Genomic DNA, 24,256 nt, shown 5'->3' on the forward strand with positions numbered 1-24,256 from the left:
TAAACGCCCAGTTCCTCCTAAAAACAGTCAATATCTAGCGGTGATCGCCATTCTGGGTTAGGATTATCACTAGCGATGCCCAGACTTGGATATCGATGTTGAATTTTTGAGATTTTATGGACCATAGTCCACAAGATGGCAGTATCACACTCCTCTGAGTTGGTGAGGAAGTCTCCCAGCGCGGGGGAGATTTTTGGGAGGACATATAATGCTTACACAAGATATTCGTGATTTGCTGACTGATACTACCGATTTAAATCAGTTGAAATGGGATTTAAATCGTTTACAACCTGTAGATGTGGGAGAATACATTACACAATTGCCTGAAAAACAACGAGCGATCGCATTCCGTTTACTCAACAAAGGTCAGGCAATTGATGTATTTGAATATCTGCCAACAGAAGTGCAGCAAGAACTAATTAATTCTCTCCATGATGTTCAGGTAGTGCAGCTTGTAGAAGCCATGAGTCCCGACGAACGGGCAGAATTATTTGATGAACTCCCGGCTGGGGTAATCAAACGGCTACTACAGCAACTAAGTCCAGAAGAAAGGCAAGCAACGGCAACGATTCTCGGTTATGCCGAAGGTACCGCCGGGCGAGTGATGACAACGGAATATGTTCGATTACGGGAAGGGTTAACTGTCGGTGAAGCCCTGAGCAAAATCCGCCGTCAGGATGAAGACAAGGAAACGATTTACTACGCCTACGTTACAGACGACAACCGGACGCTAGTGAGAGTTGTTTCACTGCGCCAATTGCTGTTTACCTTTCCCGATGTTTCCATCGGGGATATTGCTAGCAATCGCGTCATCAAAGTGACAACTGAAACCCCTCAAGAAGAAGTAGCGCGAATCATGCAGCGCTATGACTTAATCGCTATCCCCGTGGTTGATCGAGAAGACCGATTAGTAGGCATTGTCACTATTGATGATGTCATGGATATTTTGGAAGAAGAAGCTACAGAAGATATCCAAAAACTGGCTGGTGTAAGTGGTGATGAAACTGCTTTGTCCTCTCCTTTACTCACTATCCGCAACCGTTTGCCTTGGCTGTTAGGCATCATGGGCTTGTATATTGGTGCAGCCAGTGCGATCGCGCCTTTCCAATCTGTAATTGCCGCAGTGCCAGTTTTAGCAGTGATCATGCCGATTTTTTCTAACACAGGTGGCACTGTTGGTATTCAATCGTTAACGGTAACAATCCGCAGCTTGGGAGTAGGTGAGGTAACACCCAAAGATACTCTAAAAATTCTTCGCAAAGAACTTCTAGCTGGTTTAGCCACAGCCGTAGTTTTAGCCACAACAATGATCCTGCTTTCCTTAATTTGGGCGCGACCCCAAGAGCGATGGGTGGCTTTAATTGCCGGCATGGTAATGGCAACTAATACAATTGTGGCTGTTACACTCGGCACTTTACTGCCAATGGGTTTGAAACGGCTGAAGCTCGACCCAGCGCTAGTTAGTGGGCCGTTAGTGACAACAATGTTAGATACAATTGGATTTTTGACGTTCCTCACTCTGATTTCTTTTGCTTTGCAAGTACTACATTTACCAGCGTGAAAGGTATTGTATTTGGGCATTGGGCATTGGGCATTGAAACTCGCTAAAGAGTCTTTGATACTCACTAACCAGTCTTTGATACTCGTGAATGAGTCTTTAATCTCCACTCTCCTCATCTTATGACTACTAATACCTGGAATCGTCATCACATTCTTTCCCTAGCTGACTTCACTACTACTGAATACGATACAGTTTTGCAAACTGCTGCTTCTTTTCAAGAGGTGCTATCACGGCGGACGAAAAAAGTGCCAACCTTGCAGGGACAAGTGGTGGCAAATTTATTTTTTGAATCCTCTACCCGTACTCGCAGCAGTTTTGAACTCGCTGCCAAACGCTTAAGTGCAGATACGCTGAACTTCGCCGCAGCCACTTCTTCTATGACTAAGGGAGAAACAATTCTCGACACGGCGAAGACCTATTTAGCGATGGGAACTGATATTATGGTAGTCCGCCATCGAGAGGCAGGAGTACCCAATGCGATCGCATCTGAAATGGATCGTCTAGGTGTAAAAGTTAGTGTCCTCAATGCTGGTGATGGTCAACATGAGCATCCTTCCCAAGCACTGCTAGACTTATTTACCATTTGTACCTTAATAGACTCGCATCATCCCAGATTAGAACTTTTAAAGGATAAAAAGATTGCGATCGTTGGGGATATTCTCCATTCTCGCGTGGCGCGATCGAATATTTGGAGTTTAATTGCCAGTGGTGCCCAAGTGCATCTCGCAGCACCACCTACCCTCTTACCCAAATTATTTGCCGAATATATCTCTGAGGAGATAGGAGTCAGGAATTATTCCCCCACTCCTCAACTTTTTCTACATTGGCAGCTAGAACCAGCTTTGGAGAATGCCGATTTTGTCATGACTTTGCGCCTGCAAAAAGAACGGATGACGGCTCATTTGCTACCAAGTTTACGAGAATATCATCAGCTATTTGGTATTACACGCACAAAACTGCAACTTTGTAAACCTAACGTCAAAGTTTTGCATCCAGGGCCAGTTAACCGTGGTGTTGAAATTAGTTCTGATTTGATGGATGACCCAGAATTTAGTCTCATTCAATCGCAAGTTACCAGCGGTGTCGCCGTTCGCATGGCCTTGCTGTATTTGTTAGGTAGCGGCAAGGCTACATAATCTGTTGTAAATGCAGCACAAATCCAGGTAAGACATTTTCTCCTGATAAACTATTAGGATTGTTTAATATCTCTACATCTTTGCCTGGACGATAAATTTCTACTCGCTTATTTTTTCGGTCAATTAACCAACCTAATTGAGCGCCATTTTCGATATACTCCTGCATTTTCTCCTGCAAATCTTTTAGAGAATCACTAGGAGAGCGTAACTCTACTACAAAATCAGGACAAATCGGAGCAAATTTTTCTTGTTGTTCTGGGGTTAAAGCATTCCAACGCTCAAGCTTCACCCAAGAAGCATCAGGAGAACGTTCTGCACCATTGGGTAGAGTAAAGCCAGTTGAAGAGTCAAAAACTTCGCCTAAATTACTCTCAGAATTCCAAATATCTAATTGAGTAGTAATTTTCACATTACGTCTGCCAGTATCACTACCTGTAGGTGGCATAATTAATAATTCCCCTGATGCTGTACGCTCAAATCGATAATCGCGGTTTTTCTGACATACCTGGAAAAATTGATCATCAGTCAAGTCGATTTTCAATTTGAATAAAGTGGTTATCGTGGCATCCATAGGCTATCCTGAGCATCTTACTTTCTAGTTTAGTGGTGTGGTGTGCGTAGGCGTAGCCCGTCGTAGACATCAAATGATCGAGTGCGATCGCAGTTCATCCAATTTGCAATAAAACGTAAGGTACGATCATAGTCGTAGTAGAAGTGATGCAATTACATAAATAATTAACTTAGGTAGATCAAAAAGTTCTTTCACTTTCAACTCCTCGGAATAGTTTTCCTATGCTCCAAAGACTATATATACACAACTTCAGATGTCTAGAAAACTTTCAACTGCCCATACAGGGGATGTCATCTGCTCTCTTGATTGGAAAAAACGGTGCAGGTAAATCAACTATTGCCTCTGCATTAGAGGTACTTCAGTCTATAGGTCGAGGCATTAATAGAGTTGGCCAACTTGTCCAGTCGAAGGATTTCGCTAGTGGAAGGTCTGATGTTCCGATTCGGTTTGAAATAGAAGTATTAATTGAAAAGAAATTATACAAATATGTCCTAGCTTTAGAGTTACCAGAAAAATTTAAAGAGCTTCGAGTTTTTGAAGAGCAATTGATAATTGCAGGAGATCCAATATACTCTCGAAAAGAAGCTCAAGTCACTGTTTACAACAACTCACAAAATCGTGAGGCTCAGTTTTTAGTAGATTGGCATCTTGTTGCCCTTCCAGTAATTCAGACTGATCCTATTCATATTTTCAAGACTTGGCTTGCTCGCATGATCATTTTAGCCCCGATCCCAAGCTTGATGACAGGAGAATCTAACGACGACACTTTGGAGCCAAAACGGGATGCTTCAAACTTCGGAGAGTGGTTTTCTGGGTTACTCAGTCGCTATCCTGGTGCCTACACACAGGTTGACCAATATCTTCGAGAAGTTATGCCTGATATTAAGGATTTTCTGAATGAGCTAATCGGCAAAGATTTCAAAAGCATGATTGTTCGCTTTGAAGAAAATAATGCGAATCTGAGTGTTAACTTTAAAGACTTATCTGACGGTGAAAAATGCTTTTTTCTTTGTGCTGTTCTTTTGGCTGCTAACAAATCATACGGTCCACTTTTTTGCTTTTGGGACGAGCCGGACAACTATCTATCCTTGTCAGAAGTTGGACTTTTTATAACATCACTGCGACGCTCATTTAAGAATAGTGGACAAATTTTGATGACTTCGCATGATGAGGAAGCAATCCGAAAGTTTTCAAATGAAAATACCTTTGTACTTGATCGAAAAAGCCACTTAGAGCCAACTTTGATCAGATTACTCAGTGATATGTCTGTTCAAGGTGATCTTGTAGATGCCTTGATTAGTGGCGATATAGAACTATGAGCATAAATAAGGATAAACCTCATATTCTTGTGTTGCCCGAAGACGATGCTAATCGCCAGATTGCGAACGGATTTATTGTTTATCTACCCAATAGCCCCCTTATTCAAGTCTTACCAGTGGCTCGTGGTTGGAAAAACGTTGTGAAGAAATTCACAAATCATTATGCCTTTAAAATGCGACAATATCCACACAGGATGATTGCTTTGCTGATTGATTTTGATCAAGATAAAGATAGATTGAGTTATGTAAAGCTTCAGATTCCAGATGATTTAGAAGATAGAGTATTTGTTCTTGGAGTGTTATCTGAACCAGAAAGTTTAAAGAGAGATATTAAGAAGGATTTTGAAAAGATCGGAGAAGCTCTTGCAAAAGATTGCTCCGATAACACGAATGAATTGTGGGGACACGATCTTCTCAAACACAATAAAACTGAGTTAGATCGGATGATTTTATCTGTCAAACCATTTCTGTTTAATTAAAGTAGATATCAGACACTTTATAAGTTGCGGGATTATTATAGCAATCTGATAGAAACTTGCGATCGCAGTTGTTCGCTAAGAATGATTTCAAAAATTTCACCCTTAGCGATAATCAAGAGCGATGTCTACGACGGGCGTAGATGCAGCACTGCTAGCTAACTAACCCACAGCATCCATAACTGGATGGAAGTAAAAGGCGAACCCTAACACCGTATAGGCAGCTAATAACAAGGTGCCTTCCAGCCAATTAGACTTCCCATCAGAACTAATACTGTTTGCAATCAACACTGACACAACCACAGCTACTAATTCAAAGGGTTTGAAATCCAAATCCATTGGTTGACCCAATATCCGGCCTGCTATCACCAACACGGGCGCAACAAATAGGGCAATCTGCATACTTGATCCCACAGCTACCGAAACGGAGAGATCCATCTTATTTTTCATCGCCACGGTAACAGCTGTGGCGTGTTCAGCCGCGTTACCGACGATGGGAACCAAAATCACCCCTGTAAACAGCGCCGTCAAACCTAGCTGAGATGTGGCCACCTCCAGAGAATCGACTAGCATTTCTGACTCAATTGCCACTAGCAAGGTACATACTAGCAGCACGCTAACCCACAGCGCCATATTTGGTTTAGCATGAGAGGTTTCCTCTGCTTCTATCTCCGCTACACCCACATCATATAAATAGGAGTGGGTTTTCATCGAAAATAGCAGTGTTAGGGCATAAACCAGGATTAATACTACAGCAACAGCAATAGAAAAGTTTTGAAGTGTTTCTTCGTTAATTCCTTGAGAAGTGTAATTCATCGCCGTTGGCATCAAAATGGCAATTACCGCCAAATTCATCGAAGCAGCATTCACCCGCGCCACAATTGGCTGAAATGTTTGTTCTTTGTAGCGCAGTCCTCCCAAAAGCATGGATAAACCCATCACCAGTAGTAAGTTGCTAATAATCGATCCCGTGATACTGGCCTTGACTACATCTACTAACCCAGCGTTCAGCGCTACTAGGGCGATGATTAATTCCGTAGCATTGCCAAAGGTGGCGTTTAACAAGCCCCCCAATGATGGCCCCACTACGACAGCAATTTCTTCTGTAGCTGTACCCATCCAAGCTGCTAAGGGCAAAATTGCTAATCCAGCTGTAATGAAAACTATCAATTCTCCCCACTCTAGAAAGTGAGCTGCTAAGGAAACCGGGATAAACAGTAATAAAACGAGAAGAATAATGTTTTTAGTTGACATTTGTTGTCTTGAGTTGAGGGTATTCTACGGAGTTATGAGTGCTGAGTCTTGAGTGAACAAGAAAGAAATGGTGTCAAGTAAGTGAGCATAGTTAACTGAAGATACTTCATGGTTTGTAGTTGGGGCTTTAGGGCTAACTACGAACTTTAACTTAATTTATATTTAGCTATTTATCTTCTTTCCTTTAATTTACTCAGCACTCACTACTCACTACTCCCATAGGATACTCTCAACCGTCTGTAAATCAATTCAGAAATTGTACTGTTTTTAGTCCAGTGTTAAGATGTAAAATAAGATTGCGATTTAAGGATTTTTCGCAATCTTTTGTTGCAAAAATCCGAATTTGAGGTATGATACCATGCCAGAAATGAGGTTTAATATATTAAAATACAATCAAAATTTTAATTGGCGTTGAAGAAGAGAAAACCCATAACTGAGGCGTTATTCAATGGCGAATTACTTTGAGCCTTCAGGGAAAAGGCTGTCTTGCAAAGTTCCTTTAAGTCGGCAGAGCCGCCCAACGGACTTTGCGTGCGCTGTGCAATAACGCAGATTTCCTACTATACTAGAACCAATTTTGCAAAAATTTGACTGTATTCCATAGTTGTCGTCTATACCGGATTTTGTGTTCAAAACTATTGTAGAAAGTTTTACGCACAATGTTTTCGGTGCAACTGCAAGTTTTTTGTTTTGGATAAATATACATGACTTCTGCTGCCCAAATGCCAGCTAACTCTGGCTCAACGTTAACATTACATTCAGATCCCAATAACACCAAAGAAACCGATCCCCTGAGAAAGGCTAATGGTGTTTATGTGACGGTACATGGTCATTTTTACCAGCCACCAAGGGAAAACCCTTATCTGGACGCAATTGAACGCCAACCGAGCGCTGCGCCTTTCCATGACTGGAATGAGCGGATTCATTGGGAATGTTATCGCCCAAATGCTTTTGCCAGAGTCTTGAATGACCGAGGCGAAGTGGTGGAAATCGTCAACAATTATGAGTATTTTAGTTTTAATATTGGCCCAACGCTGATGTCGTGGCTAGAACGCTACGATGTGGAGGTTTATCAGCGGATTTTGGAAGCGGATGCCAAGAGTAGCGATCGCTTGTATGGTCACGGCAATGCGATCGCGCAAGTATATAATCACATCATCATGCCTCTGGCGAACGAACGCGACAAATATACCCAAATTCGTTGGGGTAAAGAAGATTTCCGCTCCCGCTTTGGCCGCGATCCCGAAGGTATCTGGCTAGCAGAAACCGGCGTGGACTACGCAACCCTAGAAGCTCTCGTTGCTGAGGGTATTCGCTTCATTATCCTTGCACCCTCTCAGGCGCTGCGTTGTCGTCCCCTCCCCACTCAAGATCATCCCAATCCTGAATGGTACGAAGTCGGTGGTAGTCAGATTGATCCCACCCGTCCTTATCGTTGTTATTTGAAAGCTAGTCAAGAGTCAAAGGAAACAAATGACCAAGGACAAATGACAAATGACAAACCCTACATTGATATCTTCTTCTACGATGGGCCAATATCGCGGGACATGGGTTTTAGTGATGTCGTTTATAATTCTAGTCGCTTTGCCGGACGTATCGGTTCAGCAGTGCGTGGGGATCATCGTCCAGCCCAGTTGATCTCTGTGGCGACGGATGGAGAAACCTTTGGACATCATAAGAAAGGAACTGAGAAAACTTTAGCCTTCGCCTTTACAAAAGAGTTTCCCCAACACGGTTGGACGGTGACGAACTTTGCCCACTACCTCAGCTTAAATTCTCCCGATTGGGAAGTTGAGTTGAAGTCAGTCACAGCCTGGAGTTGCGCCCACGGTGTAGATAGATGGCAAGATGATTGTGGTTGCGGTGGAGAAGGCGGTGTTTGGCATCAGAAATGGCGTCGTCCCTTGCGGGATGCCTTAAATTGGTTGCGAGATCAGCTAACTGAGGTGTATGAAGAAAATGGCAGACAGTTATTTCGTGATCCCTGGCTAGCACGAGATGAATATATCCAAGTAATGCGCGATCGCTCTGCTGCCAATGTTAACCGTTTTCTGTCACGTCATCAAACCCACAAACTAACAGCCATCGAACAAGTTGACGCCCTCCGTTTATTGGAAATGCAGCGTCACGCTTTATTGATGTTTACTAGTTGCGGTTGGTTTTTTGAAGAAATTTCTCGTCCAGAAGGGACACAAATTCTGCGCTACGCCGCCCGTGCTTTGGAATTGGCGGGGGATGTGGCAGGTGTGCAGTTAGAAAAAGGCTTCGTCAAGCGTCTTGGTTTAGCCCCCAGTAATGTCGAGCACTTCAAACATGGTGCCGAGATTTATCGGCAACTGGTGTTAACTGCCCAGCTTGGTTTCAAGCAAGTAGCAGCCCATTACGCCATTACCTCCCTGTTTAAGCATCAGAAACCAGCAGAGACGCACAATTCTTTGGCTACAAAAGATGCTGCTGATAAACAGCCTCAGCGTTACCATAAGCGGGTTTATTGCTACGCAGCCAATGAGCTAGATTACCAACTGCAACGGATGGGATCGCTAACTCTGGCTGTCGGAAATTTAAAGCTGGTATCAGAAATTACCTGGGAAAGCGAGCATTTGGTATTTGCTGTACTGCATTTGGGAGGCTGGGATTTCCACTGCTGCATTCAACAATTTACCGGACGGCTTGACTACAGCCAATTAAAAGAAAAACTGTTTGTGGCACTACAACAAGCTAGTGCGGCTCAGACTATCTTGGCGATGACGCAGCTATTTGGGGAAGAGACTTTCAGCTTGCAAAATCTATTTGCTGAAGAGCGCCACCGGATTATGCGGTTACTTAGTCAGGAAACACTGACACGTTTAGGACAGTTGTATAACCAAGTCTACCGCGATAATTATGGTGTGTTGATGGCGTTTCATCGAGATGAGCTAGCAGTGCCGCCAGAATTGCAAGTAGCAGCAGATATTGCTTTAGGGCATCGCTGTCTGATGACATTACGATCGCTTGAGCAAGACATCGCTGATCCTCAAAAAAGTTGGAATCACATAGTAGAATTAGAAGCGATCGCCACCGAAGCAAAACATCTGCGTTGTCGGCTGAATATTCCCGACGGTAAGCAGATTTTAGAACAGTTAATTGCGCGATCGCTCTGGCAATTATTGCATGACGCCAATGGTAGTTTTAATGCAGATATCCAACAATTGGAGCGGTTGATTGATGTCGGGGATCAACTAAATATTGATATTTCTTTACAGCGATCGCAAGAACTATATTTTAGTTGTCTGCACAGTCAGATAATACCTCTGTGTATCACCACCCTTGGTAATGAAGAAGATACTCATCAGTGCCGTCAGTTGCTTAAGCTGGGGCAAAAATTAGCCGTTGATGTCAGCATGATTTCAAATCAGTTGGCATAACTGCGTCTACACAAGCAAAACTCCGAAGTTCTAATCAAAGAAAGCCTCCGCTCAGACTTCTCTGCGGCTGCACGGGTTAAAAACCTTAATTTTCTCTGAACTCAGGTTGCTGGGCTTTGTTTGTGTAGCCGCGAATGATCTTCGCCCTGGCTCTAAGTTGATACTTTTCTAAAAAGTTGGGAATCTGAGTCTTTCAATTTTCAAAATGGCGTCTAAACCGGGGATCGATGTTGTCTGTTTTCTGCTGATTGCAGACAAAGCAGAGGGTTTGGAGATTGCTGATATCGTTTTGACCGCCACGCGCCAGGGGAATGATATGGTCAATAGTGAGGTTAATTTCTACAGTGGTTTTACCGCAGCTTTGGCATTGATATTTGTCACGTTGCCAGACATATTTCTTTACTTCTGGTGGAATCCGAATGCGGGGAGTTTTGCTCATAATTATTTACGAAACTATTAATAATCTAGTTCTACTTTGGGGAAAATAGCGGCGTCCATAGCTCCAAGCAGATAAGTGAGCAAATTTAATTACAGCAGTTTGCGATGCCTTCTCTTCTCTACGAGAGGCTGCGCCAACGAGACGCTTTGCGAACGGCGAGCTACGCTAACGCACAACCTTAGATCCCAAGCTGTGACTTCAGCTATTGTTAACATTAAATAAAATAAGCGGAACCAAAATATAGAAAATGTCTCAAGAACTAAACGAAATTAAGCAACTTGCTTACAAACTCACACCCGAAGAGCAATTGGATCTAATTGCTTACCTAACGCAAAAACTGCAACGTTGCGAAATCAAACGTAAACCAAGCCGCGATATTATGGAATTTGCCGGTATAGCACCTAATCTCATGGGAGGAATGGATGCTCAGGAATATGTCACTCGGATGAGGCGTGGCGAGTTCCCTGATTTAGAAATTGCAGAAAAGCAATTAGGGCAACAGGAGTGAGTATTACAAATAGATTACAGGGTATGAGGCGCTTGTTTCTGGATACGGCACCAGTTATTTACTTCGTTGAGCGACATCCACAATACTTTGGTTTGGTCAGAGAAGCGTTTGATCAACTTCAAAATACACCACTGGTAGGTCTTGTTTCACCTATTACTTTAGCTGAATGCTTAGTTCAACCTTATCGTTTGGGACAAACAGAATTACAGCAAGAATTCATTGAGTTGATGACTGACAATGACAATATTGAGTTTGTGCCATTTGCTAAGGAAACCCTAGCAATAGATGCTGCTCAAATCAGAGCTAAGTACAATCTACAATTACCTGATGCTTTTCAGATAGCCGTAGCTTTAGCAGCAGGCTGTGATGCTTTTTTAACCAATGATGTCGCATTCAGGCGCGTTACAGAGTTACAAGTTTTAATGCTCAATGACTTTAGTACTGCTGAATAAACAAGAATGATCAAAATAATTTTAGGCAGTGTCTCAACACAGTAACACACCACCTAAAATTTTTCAGCACTCAGGACTGCTAGGGCACAATCAGCACTGGGCAAGGGGAAAGGTTAATCACACGAGTGGTAACACTATCATCCGCTCCCTCTTCAGTCAAGCCTAGCCCCCGACAGCCCATGATGATTAAATCAGCCCCGATTTCATCAGCGACATCGCAGATGGTAAAAGCTGGTTTGCCTTGTTTTTCTAGAACTTCAGCTTTAATTCCTTGCCCAGAAAATAAAGATTGGGCATTTTCTAGCAGTTTGGCAACTATCTCTGGCGACACCATCGGATCTGCACTAGGCGCATCTGGCGGTGGTTCTTCTACCACAGACAGCAGCACCAAGCGACTGCCGTACTTTTGGACGATATTGGTAACTACGTCAGCAGCTTCCCGCGTTTCCCGGCTTTGATCAATTGGAAATAGTACTGTCTTAAACATCTCACTCACCTGGGCACCCCTGACTCCGGTAAAATCTGGATGGTTCTACTTTCAAAACAATAACAAAAAGGCAATCAGGAGAGTTTGGTGTGTCCAAAAAAAGTTTAGCAAGTTTATCTTCGGCTGATATCTCTGGGAAACGTGCCTTAGTGCGGGTTGACTTTAATGTGCCTGTGGACGATCGAGGCAACATTACCGACGACACTCGCATTCGCGCCGCTTTGCCAACCATCAAAGATTTGACGCAGAAGGGAGCTAAGGTGATTCTAGTAAGCCATTTTGGTCGTCCTAAGGGTGTGGATGAGAAATTACGCCTAACTCCTGTTGCCAAGCGTCTCTCGGAGTTGCTAGGGCAAGAAGTTGTGAAAACTAATGACTCCATTGGCGATGAAGTTGCAGCTAAAGTCGGCGCCCTGCAAAATGGTCAAGTGCTGTTACTGGAAAATGTCCGTTTTTACAAAGAAGAAGAGAAAAACGATCCAGAATTTGCGAAAAAATTGGCAGCCAATGCTGATTTTTATGTAAATGATGCTTTTGGGACTGCACATCGCGCCCATGCTTCTACTGAAGGCGTGACTGCATTCCTAAGTCCTTCTGTAGCTGGATATCTGGTTGAGAAGGAATTGCAATATCTGCAAAATGCCATTGAAAATCCCCAACGTCCTTTGGCAGCAATTATTGGTGGTTCCAAAGTTTCTAGTAAAATTGGCGTGATTGAAACGCTGCTAGAAAAGTGCGACAAGCTAATCATCGGCGGTGGAATGATTTTCACATTCTACAAAGCCCGTGGTTTGAATGTCGGTAAGTCTTTGGTGGAAGACGACAAGCTAGAACTGGCGAAGTCTTTGGAAGCTAAGGCTAAAGAACGTGGTGTCAGCTTACTTTTACCTACAGATGTGGTAGTAGCAGATAACTTTGCCCCAGATGCGAATTCTCAAACCGTTAGTATTGAGAATATCCCAGATGGTTGGATGGGTTTGGATATTGGCCCAGACTCAGTAAAAGTTTTCCAAGACGCTCTTGCAGATACCAAAACGGTAATTTGGAACGGGCCGATGGGTGTATTTGAGTTTGATAAATTTGCCGTAGGTACGGAAGCGATCGCTCATACTCTGGCTAAAATTAGCAAAACTGGCGCAACTACCATAATTGGCGGCGGCGACTCGGTGGCGGCTGTGGAAAAGGTTGGTTTAGCAGATCAAATGAGCCACATCTCCACCGGCGGCGGCGCTAGTTTGGAGTTACTTGAAGGCAAGGTTTTGCCTGGTATTGCAGCTTTAGATGATGCGTAATAAAGTTAGCTCTTAAGCTATTGTCAACATCAGCTAATTGATTGCAAATTTAGTAGGGGCACGATGTACTGTGCCCTTGCTATTTTTGTTAGTATTTCTGCAATTATGCGACCAAAGTTATGGAAGTGATTTTTTAATGGCAAGAATTGAAGAAATTTCAGTCAAAAACTATAGAGTTCTCCAAAATATAACCCTAAAAGATATCAAACCTTTTTCTGTTTTCCTGGGGCCTAATGGTAGTGGCAAGACTACTTTTTTGGATGTGATCGGTTTCTTGTCAGATTGCCTTACTACTAATGTTCGCAAAGCGTTAGAAAAACGAGGAAGATTTCAAGAAGTCATCTCCCGTGATTGTCAAGGTCAAGAAATTGAAATTTTAATTAAGTATCGTGAAGATAATAAATCTCCTAAAATCACCTATACAGTTGCTATTGGTTTACAAAATGGAGCGCCAATTGTTTCAAGAGAAACTCTCAAATGGAAACGCGGTTCTCATGGAAAACCATTTGATTTTCTTAAGTTTGAAAATGGTGGAGGTGAAGTAATTAGTGGTGAAAATCCAGAAATTAATGACAAAAGAATTCACTATCAAATGGATGACCCTAGTTCTCTAGCTATTAAAACTATAGGTCAATTAACAGATAACCCACGCATTGCTAGTTTGCGCCGTTTTATTGAGGGATGGTTTCTCTCTTATTTCATACCAGATCAAGCTCGTCAGCTAGCGACTGCTGGTGCAATGGAACATCTATCTCGTGAAGGAGACAATATTGCCAATGTAGTTCAATACCTTGCTGATGAACATCCAGAAACTTTATCCAAAATTTTGAAGTTACTGGCTAGCCGTGTTCCCCAATTAGAAAAAGTGGAGTCTGAGCCAACAATTGATGGCAGACTGGCTCTTTTATTTAAAGATGCACCTTTTAGTAAACCATTTTTAGCTAGGTTTTCCTCAGACGGCACACTAAAATTACTGGCATATTTGATATTATTAAATGACCCTAACCCTCCTCAGTTACTTTGCATTGAAGAACCAGAGAATGGACTACACCATCGACTTCTTGATTCTTTAAGTGAGGAAGCTCAGGCTTACTCGCAACGCGCACAAGTATTTGTTTCTACCCACTCCCCATTTTTTGTTAACACAATAAAAGATGCTGGACAACTTTGGATTTTCCAACGTGATGATACGGGTTATGCAACTGTTACAAGGGCTGACCAAATACCTGAAGCTAAACATTTTATAGAATCCCAAGCAGGTTTAGGTGATCTTTGGTCTGAGGGATATCTTAGAGGGTTACCTTATTAGTAATATCAATCATGCATATAGAATTTTTAGTAGAAGAACCTTCAACTGAAGTTGCTTTAAATTTTCTTGTACCCAAAATCATAGGTGATATTCATACATTTAAAATTCATAACTTTCAAAATAAAGATAGACTTTTAAAAAGACTGCCTGAGCGGATGAAATCGTATGTTAACTCTGTACGTGATGACTGGCGAATCGTAATTATAGTAGATCAAGATAGAGATAATTGCCAAGAATTAAAAAATAAACTTTGTAATGCTAGTAGTATAGTAACCAAACAAAAAGGAAATATTGTTCTCCATAGAATTGCTGTGGAAGAACTGGAATCATGGTTTCTCGGTGATGTACAAGCAATACGGGTTGAATATGAAAGGATTCCTGTTTCTTTGTCCCAAAAAGCTAAATTTCGTAATCCAGACGCTATCACAGGAGGTACATGGGAGCAACTAGATCGAATTTAAAAAAAATACGGATATCATACAGGTTTACAAAAAATAGACTTTGCTCAGAAAGTTTCTCCGCACATGAATATAGAAAACAACCTCTCTAAAAGTTTTCAGGTTTTTCGAGATGGACTAAGAAGCATTGTCAACTGAAATTTAATACTTGGATGCTCAGACATAGCCCAAAATATTCTAACCTATTCTGAGGGTGTTTTTGATACCGAATGCTATAAATAATTGCGAACAGAGATGCGTTCGCGGAGCGTCTTGTAGAGATGGCGGTTTGATAGTTTTCACAACTCAAATAGGATTGCTATATCCTCGATTTGTTTAATCGTAAAGATTTAAAGTGCTTATTCTAACGTTGCGAAAAACTAATAAACTGTTACAACCTGGAAGATGTAAAATTTTTGTTAAATTCAACGAGCATCTACAGTTTCACCTAATCGTTAAAAGGTACTCAGCATGACTGCAATCTCCCCAAAGGCATCTTCAGCGCTTCCCGATTTTTTTGAAGGTATTCAATATTTCGGTGAAGCTTTACCAGATTTTGAAACTTATGGTGCAACACCTGCTATTGAGTCGGGCAAAGTAGCGATCGCATCTCCTGCAGATTCTACAGCAGTATATCAAACTTTACTGGCTGCCGATGCCCTCCGTTACCTGACTTTACAAGTTACCGCTAGTAAGGCTTCTGGGCATCCCGGCGGATTCGCTAGCCAAGCCGAAGCCTACGCATCTCTTGTCATGCTGGGATACAAGAACATTATCACCGAAGTTGGACACCACGCCCCTGGATTTTATAGTGCCATGTTCTTGGATCGTTCGCTAGAGGATATGGGAATCTTTACAGTCCAACAATTGCGCGATCGCTTCCGAGAAAAGCATGGATTATTAGGACATCTTTCTGGTTTCATTCCCGGTATTCTCGCACCGGCCGGACCTTTGGGACAAGGACAACACTTTGCAATGGCAGCTGCACTGTTGCACAAAGATAAGTTATTCCCCTTTACAGTTGGTGATGGTGGATTGGGTGAACCATATATTGTCAGTGCGATCGCGCATTTCCATACAGCTTATCCTGCTGTCACCAACTTTTTGCCGGTGTTGGTGTGGAACGGTTACAGCCAAGAACATCACAGTATGGTTTCTCTCAAAACCAATGAACAGATGCAAGCATATTGGCAAGGTAATGGTTTTGATGAAGTCGTGTTAGTGGATGCCAAGGATTTTGACGATCAAAACCAGCCAGGGGATTACATTGATAGTACTGCCTTTTCCTTTGAGAAACGTCTAGCATTTACTCAAGCAGTACTTTCCGGTGTAGATCAAGCGGCGCGTTTTGCACTCGGTGGCAAGCTTACCGTCTTTATTATTAAACAACTCAAAGGCGCAGGAGTCCACGCACGGGGTGCAAAATCTCACAACCTTTATCCCAAAGATACGTTAGATGCGCCGCATATTATTAGTGCATTGCAAACTCGCGCTTTGTCGGCGGAAGCTTGGCAATTAGTACGCACCAATGCAGAACGCGCTGGCGGTGGTCCAGCAGCAAAAACTGTGGTTACAGAATTTCAATTACCATTACCAGAGTTAGGCGAATTACCTTTAGAAGAATATGCCGTTGGAGGTGAACCCAAAGTTTCTACAACCGCGATGGGACGATTAGTAGGAATAGTTGGAAAGAAAGATCAAAATTTCCTCGTCACCAACGCCGACGGTAACGAAGCATCAGGAATTGCCAACATCAATCAAGCATTAAAGATTATTCACCCCACAACCGACGACTTATATTATCAAGCCCCAAATGGACAAGTTTATGAACCATTAAGTGAAGATGCTTGTGCCGGTTTAGCTGCGGGTTTGGCGTTAATGGGTGCAAGAACTTTGTGGTGTTCTTATGAATCTTTTGCCATCAACGGATTACCAATTTGGCAAACTGTTACCCAAGCAATGGCAGAATTGCGCCGTCAAACTCCCTCGACTATTACTTTATTCACAGCTGGCGCATTAGAGCAAGGGCGCAACGGTTGGACTCACCAACGTCCAGAAATTGAAGCTTACTTTGCTTCACTGATGCGAAATGGAAATGTTTTTCCATTATTTCCGCCTGATGCTAATAGTATTCAAGTCTGTTATGATTGGGCGTTGAAAACTAAGAATAAGGGAATTGTGATTACTGCAAGTAAATCGCCGTTGCCAATTCGGACTACTTTAGAACAAACTCGTCAAGGATTGCGTGATGGTGCGGTGCTATTGCATGAAGTAGCTGGTGATAAACAAGTTGTATTTGCTGTAATTGGCGATTTAACATTAATACCAGTATTTGAAGCTGCGGCTTTCTTGGAAACTGAAGGTATTGGTGCGAAGATTGTTTCTGTGATCAATCCTCGGCAATTGTACCGTAGCCATGATACTGCGTGGGAAACTTGTTCTGAACCTGATGGCAGTTTCTTGGATGATGCGAAATTTGCCGAATTATTTGATGGCGATGCATTAATTGCTGTTACTGGTGGTGCGGCGGGGATGCTGGAACCAATTCTGTTACGGAGTACAGCGAAGCGCGATACTTTTGCGTGGAAGCGTGGGGAAACTACAGCGAGTGCTGGTGAGTTGATGGCGTTTAATGGATTGACTGCGGAAGCGTTGACAAAACGTGCGATCGCATTAGTGCATTAAAGTTAGAATTGTTTTTACTTTAATCGCATTTATACGTATATAAACGCTGAAAAATTGCGTTGTAATGCGTATATTTGCGGTTTTTTATTTCAAAACTCGATTTAGAAGTTGAAAACTCGATTTAGAAATTCCAAACTTGATTTAGAAGTTGAAAACTTGATTTAGAAGTTCAAAACTTGATTTAGAAATTCCAAACTTGATTTAGAAATTCCAAACTTAGTTTAGGAGTTCCAAACTTGATTTAGAAATTCCAAACTTAGTTTAGGAGTTGAAACGAAGCGCAATACTTTTGCTTATAAGTGTGGGTAAACTACAGCCAGTGCTGACGAGTTGGTGGAGGTTTGACGAAAGGTGCGATCGCTCTTCTAGCAATGGTATTAAATAACAAATTTAGGATTTGAGCGTTATATTTATTCTAGACATAGACCATACAAGATTAATTTATTATGAAATTTCAAGTAATTTTTACCTTTGATTCAGAATATGAAGGCTATGTTGCTGAGGTTCCTGAGCTTCCAGGCTGTGTGAGTCAAGGTAAAACACTAGATGAGGCAATTGAAAATATTAAAGATGCGATTACGGGATATCTCCATGTCCAAGCTAAACATGGCAAACCTTATATTGTTAAGGAATCGCAAGTGTTTATCGGAGAAGTTGTAGTATAAATGGGACATTTATCAAATATCTCCGGTAAGGAAGCTGTCAAGATTTTTGAAAAGTTTGGTTATGTATTAGCTCACCAAACGGGAAGCCACATGATACTTTGGCGTGAATCAAAACCAACTTTATCAATTACATTGCACTATTCAGATTAATTTATCAACCGCGATCGCGCAATTTCTCTTCTACCAATGGGACGTACTTGTATGCTGTGGAGTGAAAGAATTGCCGCAGTCTCGCCATCCAAGGTGACAAATTCAACCTCATATCCTTTTCCACCCTGATGTACTAAAACAACTGTACCTATATCACCCTGTTCTAAACTATATTCTGGGATATTACTAGTCAGAATAACTCTATCAAGTTCTTGAATCATTCTTCTCTCCATTTTAGTGGGTATGAAGTAACAAACTTAGGAATAGTTTCCCCTGTTTCCATAAACCAAGCCGAACGAATCACAGGGTTTCTGCCATCCGGTGAAACCAGTGTACCTTCTACAGCATATCGAGTTCCGAATATTGTTAAGGAATTACAGGTGTTAATCGGGGAAGTTGTCGTATAAATGGGACATTTATCAAATATCTCCGGTAAGGAAGCTGTCAAGATTTTTGAAAAATTTGATTATGTAATTAGATCATCAAACAGGAAGCTAGATGATACTTTGGTGTGAATCAAAACCTTGAACTCCATTAACGAGCCTTTAATACCCTTAAGACTTATGCAAAAACTCTAATTACAACTGACATTTCTGTGTCATATCTATGCAATAAAGTTTAAAAAGGCAATGTTATTTGAAATTTAGTTAAATAATTGACCTTTGATACTTGACAGTTGACAGCTTGTGTTGACTGTTAACCATTAATCTTTAACCCTCAGTAGTCTACCGGGAACCGCTATGGATACTCCTGAAGATCAAACTTCAATTGTTGAAACTCAGTCAGAAAGTTCTGTAACCTCTGAGTTAGTGCCTACTCGTTCTCGTAAACCCTGGTTCTGGCGATCGCTTATCCTGTTTGTGGCAACCGGTGGCATTATCCTTTGGCGGATGCTAGCTGGGGGTACACCACAAACCTCTGTTGCACAACAGCAAAAAGCACCAGCCCCAAAAGCAATTGAAACGATCGCCTTAGCAACTGGAAGTGCGACAAGAAGTGTGCAATTGTCGGGACAAGTGGAAGCCACTCAGCAGTCAACACTCCGCGCTCAAACGAATGGAATTGTGGAGAAAATCCTAGTGCAATCGGGCGATCGCGTCAAGTCAGGGATGACGATCGCTATTCTAGACGACAGCGATCAGCAATTGGCGATCGCTCAAGCACGGGCACAATTGGCACAGCAGCAAAGCAATCTGGCACGTTTGGAAGTCGGTACTCGTCCAGAAATTATTGCTCAACGTCAAGCAGCAGTCAGGGCTATCAAGGCACGAGAAGGAGAAATTCGGGATAATCTGAAACGTACCAGCGAGCTAGTGAAAGAAGGTGCCCTGTCTCAAAGATTGCTGGTAGAAGCCCAAGCAAATTTAGATAACAGCCAGGGAGAACGGATAGAAGCCGAAGCTGAACTCGCCGAAGCCAAAGCTGGGCCAATTCGGGAAGAAATCGCCGCTCAACGCGCAAACGTCGAAGCAGCTAAAGCTACCCTAGCTCAAGCCGAACTAGCACGAGAGCGAACCCGGATTGTGGCATCCCAAGCGGGTGTGGTCCAAACCCGGCATATCAGCAATGGCGATTTGGTGGAAAGTTCTAGTCAAATTGTGACATTAGTGGCAGGCGATCGCTTCGACATTTTCCTAGAGTTACCCGAAGAACTTAGCAGTCGCGTTACGCCAGGTATGACAATTGATCTCACAGCGCGTGCCCTCCCGCAATGGAAACAACGCGCCACCATTACTGCTGTAGTTCCCTCAGCCGATGCTGCCTCCCGCCGCCAGCGTGTGCGTGTCCAAATTAACAAGCCGATCTCAGGTTTATTACCGGGAATGGCGATCGCAGGTAACTTAAATATGCCCTCGAACCGGCCTAGCTTTGTCGTATCACGAGACGCTTTAACCAGACGGCAAAATGATTGGCTAGTTTTTACGGTTGCTGATGGCAAAGCTAAACAAATTCAAGTGGAGATGGTTGCTGACATGGGTAAAAATGTTGCCATTTATCATCCCACTTTACGCACAGGTCAATCCATTGTGTTGCGTGGCGGTGATGGGTTGCAAGATGGTGCACCTGTGAAAGTAGTTGATCCTATTTAAAACTGAAATCCAAAACTCCTTATACTCTCTGCGTCTCTGCGCCTCTGCGTGACATAAATCATCCCGCCTTAATGCCCATAACCCCAATTTTTATGAACTTCATCGAAACCGCCGTTCGTTGGCGACATGGCACCTTTGTTTTATTTTGCCTCGTAGCGATGTTTGGGGTGTTCTCGCTTCTCAGGTTGCCTCTAGAATTGCAACCAGGGGGCGATCGCCCGGAAATTACGATTACGACTACCTATCCCGGAGCCGGACCGACGGAGGTGGAAGACCTGATTACGCGCCCAATTGAAGAGCAAATGGAAGAGGTGTTAGGCGTTCAGGAAATCAGCAGTACCTCTCGTGCCGGACGTAGCAGCATCACGCTGGAATTTGCTCAGGATGCCAACGTTAGAGAGCGGATGGTAGATGTATTAAACCGATTACAGCAGGTGCAAAGCTTGCCACCAGAAGCTCAGGAGTCAAGTGTAGAACTGGTGGGTGGCAACAGTTCCCCGATGATGTGGATTCCCTTTGACACCAAAAAAGGTTTTCAACCAAATGCAGACCACTATCGAGATTTAGCCGAGGAAGTCGTCATTCCGCGTTTACGGCGAGTCGAGGGAACTGGACAATTTCTCTTAGTCGGTGGACAAGAGCGGGAAGTGGAGGTGAAAATCAATCCGCAAGCATTGTCCGATCGCAATCTCGGTATCGGTGATGTAGTGCGGGTGCTTCAGCAAAACAACCGCGATATCCGGGGTGGCCCGTTAATTTTAGGACGAAGAGAATATCGAGTCCGCACGGTTAGCAGATCGCAGGATTTATCGCAACTTGAAGGCTTTGTCCTGCGACGCGACCAATCTGGCACGGTTTACCTGCGGGATGTGGCAGTAGTCCAGATGGGGCGTAAACCGCAAGATAGTGCGTTAATGTTCAACGGCCAATCTGCGGTGGCTGTGGGTGTAATTCGTCAAATTGGAGCGAATGTGCCAGAGGTTGCCAAAGGTGTTCGGGCGGAGATTGCTGCCCTCCAAACTCAGTTTGACAGGGAAAACCAGGGGATTAATTTTGTTTACAACTACGACGAAAGCCAGTATATCAATCAATCTGTGTCTTTCGTGAGCGAGAACTTAATCAGTGGAGCATTACTGGCAACCATCGTCTTGTTGCTCTTCCTGGGTTCAATCCGCACGGTTGCGGTAGTTGCTATCACTATTCCTATTGGCACAATTGCCGTATTCATCGTCATGTCTGCATTTGGACGGACGTTGAACATCATCAGTCTGGCAGGACTAGCGTTTTCTGTGGGCATGGTCGTCGATAACTCAATCGTCGTCATTGAAAACATCTTCACCCATATGCAGCAGGGGAAAACCCCGCTACGGGCAGCAATTGACGGTACCCAGGAAGTCTGGGGCGCGATGCTCGGTTCTACTCTCAGTAACGTAGTTGTATTTGTACCGTTAATTATGGTGACGGGTGAAGCCGGGCAACTTTACGCCGATATGGCGATCGCCCTTTCCGCTTCTTCCCTATTCTCCCTGTTTGCTGCCTTAACTTTGGTGCCAATGTTATCGGGATTATTCCTGAAGCAATCGGAAGCGATGCAAATGATGCAAGGCGGCGAATATCGCGGCGGTAATTGGTTTGAGCGCTTAGTGGCAAAAACCTCTACGGTTTTTCGTCATTTCCAGGGCAAATTTGAAAACTTTCTCACATCTACAGTCAGTTGGTCCCTGGGACGTAAGCGGGTTGGTCGTCGATTAGTGGTGCTGGCGATTCCCGTGGCTTTACTTGTAATTAGTATTTTGCTCTTACCAGCTGCGGATTATTTACCGGAAGGAAATCGCAATTTGGTAGTTTTACGAGCCGAACCTTTGCCTGGAACAAGTATACCCGAAGCGATTCGGCAATCTGAACAGGTTCAAAAATATCTGCGATCGCAACCAGAAGTCGAGCGGATCATGTACGTTGATCGTCCGGGGGCACTGCGCGGGATTGCCACAATCTTAAAGCCAGAATTTGCCACCACTACCGGGTTAGCTGAGATGGTAGATCGGTTGCGTGCCCAAAGCAGCAACTTTGCTGGATACCGATTTATCATTCCCAGTCGGATTTCTATTTTCCGCGATCCGGGTAAGGAGTTTGAAATAGATATTGTAGGCGCTGACTTGAATCAAATCAGCGACTTGGAAAAGCAAATTACCGGCAAATTGCGATCGCTTTCGGGAGTGCAGAATGTGCGTTCTAACTTTGTGATGGGAGCCGGAGAATTGCAAGTAATTCCTAACCGGGAACGCATCGCTGAAGTGGGACTCTCGGAAGCTGAAATTGGTTCGATGGTAGAAGCTGCATTGGGTGGTCGAATTGCCTCTAATTATATAGACGGCAAACAAGAACTGGATGTCTCAGTGGAACTGCAAAATACTGCTGTGGAAACACCAGAACAACTACGCCAATTGCCCCTCTATGCTCAGGGACGACAAGTGCAATTAAGTGATATTGCCGAAGTCCGCGAAACAACGGGAGCAGATTCCATTAACCACGTCAATTTGGAGCGTTCAATTAGTCTCACCGTCTCCCTTGCACCTAATGCTCCTCTTGGGACGCTAGTACAACGTACCGAAGACGAAATTTTGGCTCCTCTACGTGCCAATCTCCCAACAGGCTATGGCTTGGAACTAGCGGGTTCAGCCGATCAGTTAGCCACAACGGTTACTCAATTAGCTACTGCCTTTGGATTGTCGATTTTCATTACTTATTTATTGCTGGTAGCGTTATATAAATCATTCCTCTATCCAGTGGTGATTATGGCAACCATACCGATGGGGATGAGTGGCGCACTATTAAGCCTGGTAATTGCTAACCGGATTCCGGGAATGAATGTGGCGTTGGATATGATTACGGCCTTAGGATTTGTGATCCTTACAGGTGTGGTCGTCAACAACGCAATTCTGCTGGTTGAACGCGCCCTGCAACTTCAGGAAGCAGGTGAAGACTATGATGCATCGTTATATAATGCCACAGGCGATCGCCTACGTGCGATTTTCATGTCTGCCGGAACAAGTGTGCTGGGGATGTTACCGCTAGCCGTTCTACCAGGTCAAGGTTCAGAATTATATCAGGGATTAGGCATTGTCTTAACCGGCGGTTTGGCATTTTCCACAATCTTGACTCCCACCGTTGTCCCCGCACTAATGGGTTTGCTCCATGATCTCTCTGGACGTAAACTGCAATCGCCAACTCCAAAAAATTCGGAAAAGTTAGCCAACGTCAACAAAAATAATCAGGTTAAGGCTTGATTACTCGTTTTGAGCATACAGCAGTCTTTGGTATTGCCAAATTGCGTTATTATAGCGCTTCTCAAGCGATAAAATTAAAGAACAAATTTACATTCATGCTGTGTTTATGGCAATCCAACTCGGTGAAGCCAAATCGCTCAATCAACCAGTCATTGCTTGGGAAGCGTTACCCGACAATTTTCACTTAGAGGATGAACCAGTGGAAAATACCGACCAGCCAATTTTGGCTGGTGCTTTGCGTGAAAGCCTAGAAATCAGCGGATTCATCCAAGCTCAAATGTTGATAGCCTCGAATTTTGGATTGTGTGCGACTGTCAACGGGCAATTTATTGTTAAAGCACCTGATTGGGTTTATGTGCCATCGGTTAACCAAGTTGTAGACAGTCGTAAAACCTACACACCCAATTTAGAAGGTGATATCCCAGCGATCGTTATAGAATTTCTATCTGAAGGTGTTGACCCAAATAATTTACCGTGACATACTCCTACACTGTACTGTACTCAGTCAGTGTAGGCTTCTCACCAAATCCAGCTATTGCTTCGGATACTCGATGAGCTTTAAGAACCGGATGCCCCACGGCTCTATTTTTTATTACAATAGCTGCATTATGATCTCGATCTAGACTGCAACCACACAGACAAGAATGCCATCTTTCATGCAACTTTTTGGGAACCTTCACCCCACAACTAGAACAATCTTGCGACGTACCCGATGGATTCACTGCAATTACCAA

The 24,256-nt window shown here is 43.4% G+C and carries 21 protein-coding genes and 2 pseudogenes; 16 read left to right on the forward strand and 7 right to left on the reverse strand.

Features of this window, described 5'->3' with window-relative positions; translation table 11 throughout:
* Window positions 1-208: 208 nt before the first annotated feature.
* Both mgtE and ACEW80_RS10170 read left to right on the forward strand, forming a co-directional pair.
* Window positions 209-1,561, forward strand: a complete 1,353-nt coding sequence (gene mgtE / locus ACEW80_RS10165) for a magnesium transporter (RefSeq protein WP_373526454.1) — start codon at window positions 209-211, stop codon at window positions 1,559-1,561.
* A 119-nt stretch (window positions 1,562-1,680) separates the two neighbouring features.
* On the forward strand, window positions 1,681-2,697 hold the full coding sequence (locus tag ACEW80_RS10170; RefSeq protein ID WP_373526455.1) for an aspartate carbamoyltransferase catalytic subunit: 1,017 nt from the start codon (window positions 1,681-1,683) through the stop codon (window positions 2,695-2,697).
* On the opposite strand, the gene ACEW80_RS10175 is transcribed toward ACEW80_RS10170, so the two are convergent.
* Window positions 2,690-3,268: a Uma2 family endonuclease gene (locus ACEW80_RS10175; RefSeq protein ID WP_373526456.1), complete on the reverse strand. Its 579-nt coding sequence runs from the start codon at window positions 3,266-3,268 to the stop codon at window positions 2,690-2,692. The two genes, ACEW80_RS10170 and ACEW80_RS10175, sit on opposite strands and share 8 nt — an antisense overlap.
* Window positions 3,269-3,489: 221 nt before the next feature.
* On the opposite strand from ACEW80_RS10175, the gene ACEW80_RS10180 reads away from it, so the two are divergent.
* Together ACEW80_RS10180 and ACEW80_RS10185 are read left to right on the forward strand one after the other, a co-directional pair.
* A complete protein-coding gene (locus ACEW80_RS10180; RefSeq protein WP_373526457.1) occupies window positions 3,490-4,587 on the forward strand; it encodes an AAA family ATPase in 1,098 nt (365 codons plus the stop codon).
* Window positions 4,584-5,066, forward strand: coding sequence for a hypothetical protein (locus ACEW80_RS10185; protein ID WP_373526458.1), 483 nt, complete (start codon window positions 4,584-4,586; stop codon window positions 5,064-5,066). The genes ACEW80_RS10180 and ACEW80_RS10185 overlap by 4 nt, the downstream gene beginning before the upstream one ends.
* Window positions 5,067-5,225: 159 nt before the next feature.
* Here the strand turns inward: ACEW80_RS10185 and cax are convergent.
* A pseudogene (gene cax, locus ACEW80_RS10190) lies at window positions 5,226-6,323 on the reverse strand (calcium/proton exchanger); the annotation flags it as partial.
* Window positions 6,324-7,021: 698 nt separating this feature from the next.
* On the opposite strand from cax, the gene ACEW80_RS10195 reads away from it, so the two are divergent.
* Window positions 7,022-9,721, forward strand: a complete 2,700-nt coding sequence (locus ACEW80_RS10195; protein WP_373526459.1) for a DUF3536 domain-containing protein — start codon at window positions 7,022-7,024, stop codon at window positions 9,719-9,721.
* A 193-nt stretch (window positions 9,722-9,914) separates the two neighbouring features.
* Here the strand turns inward: ACEW80_RS10195 and ACEW80_RS10200 are convergent, their stop codons facing one another.
* On the reverse strand, window positions 9,915-10,160 hold the full coding sequence (locus ACEW80_RS10200; RefSeq protein WP_373526460.1) for an HNH endonuclease: 246 nt from the start codon (window positions 10,158-10,160) through the stop codon (window positions 9,915-9,917).
* A gap of 247 nt (window positions 10,161-10,407) precedes the next feature.
* Here ACEW80_RS10200 and ACEW80_RS10205 point away from each other — a divergent pair, with 247 nt between their 5' ends.
* Both ACEW80_RS10205 and ACEW80_RS10210 read left to right on the forward strand, forming a co-directional pair.
* Window positions 10,408-10,668 (forward strand): hypothetical protein, encoded by a 261-nt coding sequence (locus tag ACEW80_RS10205; protein WP_373526461.1) that lies wholly within the window; start codon window positions 10,408-10,410, stop codon window positions 10,666-10,668.
* Entirely contained in the window at window positions 10,665-11,120 is a 456-nt protein-coding gene (locus tag ACEW80_RS10210) for a type II toxin-antitoxin system VapC family toxin (protein ID WP_373526462.1), read from the forward strand. The genes ACEW80_RS10205 and ACEW80_RS10210 overlap by 4 nt, the downstream gene beginning before the upstream one ends.
* A gap of 79 nt (window positions 11,121-11,199) precedes the next feature.
* Here ACEW80_RS10210 and ACEW80_RS10215 read toward each other — a convergent pair whose 3' ends face one another.
* Window positions 11,200-11,607, reverse strand: a complete 408-nt coding sequence (locus ACEW80_RS10215; RefSeq protein WP_373526463.1) for a universal stress protein — start codon at window positions 11,605-11,607, stop codon at window positions 11,200-11,202.
* An 89-nt stretch (window positions 11,608-11,696) separates the two neighbouring features.
* Between ACEW80_RS10215 and pgk the strand changes: the two genes are divergently transcribed.
* From pgk to ACEW80_RS10245, 6 genes are all read left to right on the forward strand, one after another.
* Window positions 11,697-12,899, forward strand: coding sequence for a phosphoglycerate kinase (gene pgk, locus ACEW80_RS10220; RefSeq protein ID WP_373526464.1), 1,203 nt, complete (start codon window positions 11,697-11,699; stop codon window positions 12,897-12,899).
* Window positions 12,900-13,035: 136 nt separating this feature from the next.
* Window positions 13,036-14,208 (forward strand): AAA family ATPase, encoded by a 1,173-nt coding sequence (locus tag ACEW80_RS10225; RefSeq protein WP_373526465.1) that lies wholly within the window; start codon window positions 13,036-13,038, stop codon window positions 14,206-14,208.
* 11 nt (window positions 14,209-14,219) lie between these two features.
* Complete coding sequence (locus ACEW80_RS10230) at window positions 14,220-14,669, forward strand: DUF4276 family protein (protein WP_373526466.1); 450 nt, start codon at window positions 14,220-14,222, stop codon at window positions 14,667-14,669.
* 447 nt (window positions 14,670-15,116) lie between these two features.
* Window positions 15,117-17,330 carry a phosphoketolase gene (locus ACEW80_RS10235; RefSeq protein ID WP_373526467.1) on the forward strand — a complete coding sequence of 738 codons (2,214 nt, stop codon included), beginning with the start codon at window positions 15,117-15,119 and terminating at the stop codon, window positions 17,328-17,330.
* A 446-nt stretch (window positions 17,331-17,776) separates the two neighbouring features.
* Window positions 17,777-17,995 carry a type II toxin-antitoxin system HicB family antitoxin gene (locus ACEW80_RS10240; RefSeq protein WP_335004823.1) on the forward strand — a complete coding sequence of 73 codons (219 nt, stop codon included), beginning with the start codon at window positions 17,777-17,779 and terminating at the stop codon, window positions 17,993-17,995.
* Window positions 17,996-18,145 (forward strand): type II toxin-antitoxin system HicA family toxin, encoded by a 150-nt coding sequence (locus ACEW80_RS10245; RefSeq protein WP_373526468.1) that lies wholly within the window; start codon window positions 17,996-17,998, stop codon window positions 18,143-18,145. It begins immediately after the preceding gene.
* On the opposite strand, the gene ACEW80_RS10250 is transcribed toward ACEW80_RS10245, so the two are convergent.
* Window positions 18,142-18,366 (reverse strand): DUF4926 domain-containing protein, encoded by a 225-nt coding sequence (locus ACEW80_RS10250; protein ID WP_373526469.1) that lies wholly within the window; start codon window positions 18,364-18,366, stop codon window positions 18,142-18,144. The two genes, ACEW80_RS10245 and ACEW80_RS10250, sit on opposite strands and share 4 nt — an antisense overlap.
* Window positions 18,363-18,593 carry a DUF6883 domain-containing protein gene (locus tag ACEW80_RS10255; RefSeq protein ID WP_373526470.1) on the reverse strand — a complete coding sequence of 77 codons (231 nt, stop codon included), beginning with the start codon at window positions 18,591-18,593 and terminating at the stop codon, window positions 18,363-18,365. The genes ACEW80_RS10250 and ACEW80_RS10255 overlap by 4 nt, the downstream gene beginning before the upstream one ends.
* A 292-nt stretch (window positions 18,594-18,885) precedes the next feature.
* Here ACEW80_RS10255 and ACEW80_RS10260 point away from each other — a divergent pair, with 292 nt between their 5' ends.
* From ACEW80_RS10260 to ACEW80_RS10270, 3 genes and pseudogenes are all read left to right on the forward strand, one after another.
* On the forward strand, window positions 18,886-20,235 hold the full coding sequence (locus tag ACEW80_RS10260; protein WP_373526471.1) for an efflux RND transporter periplasmic adaptor subunit: 1,350 nt from the start codon (window positions 18,886-18,888) through the stop codon (window positions 20,233-20,235).
* 92 nt (window positions 20,236-20,327) lie between these two features.
* Window positions 20,328-23,522, forward strand: a complete 3,195-nt coding sequence (locus tag ACEW80_RS10265) for an efflux RND transporter permease subunit (protein WP_373526472.1) — start codon at window positions 20,328-20,330, stop codon at window positions 23,520-23,522.
* 106 nt (window positions 23,523-23,628) lie between these two features.
* Window positions 23,629-23,973 (forward strand): annotated as a pseudogene (locus ACEW80_RS10270) (hypothetical protein); the annotation flags it as partial.
* Window positions 23,974-24,007: 34 nt separating this feature from the next.
* Here ACEW80_RS10270 and ACEW80_RS10275 read toward each other — a convergent pair.
* On the reverse strand, window positions 24,008-24,256 hold a 249-nt coding region (locus tag ACEW80_RS10275; RefSeq protein ID WP_373526473.1), incomplete at its 5' end, for a zinc ribbon domain-containing protein.

This window comes from Nostoc sp. (assembly GCF_041747015.1).
In the GTDB taxonomy this organism is placed as follows: domain Bacteria; phylum Cyanobacteriota; class Cyanobacteriia; order Cyanobacteriales; family Nostocaceae; genus Nostoc.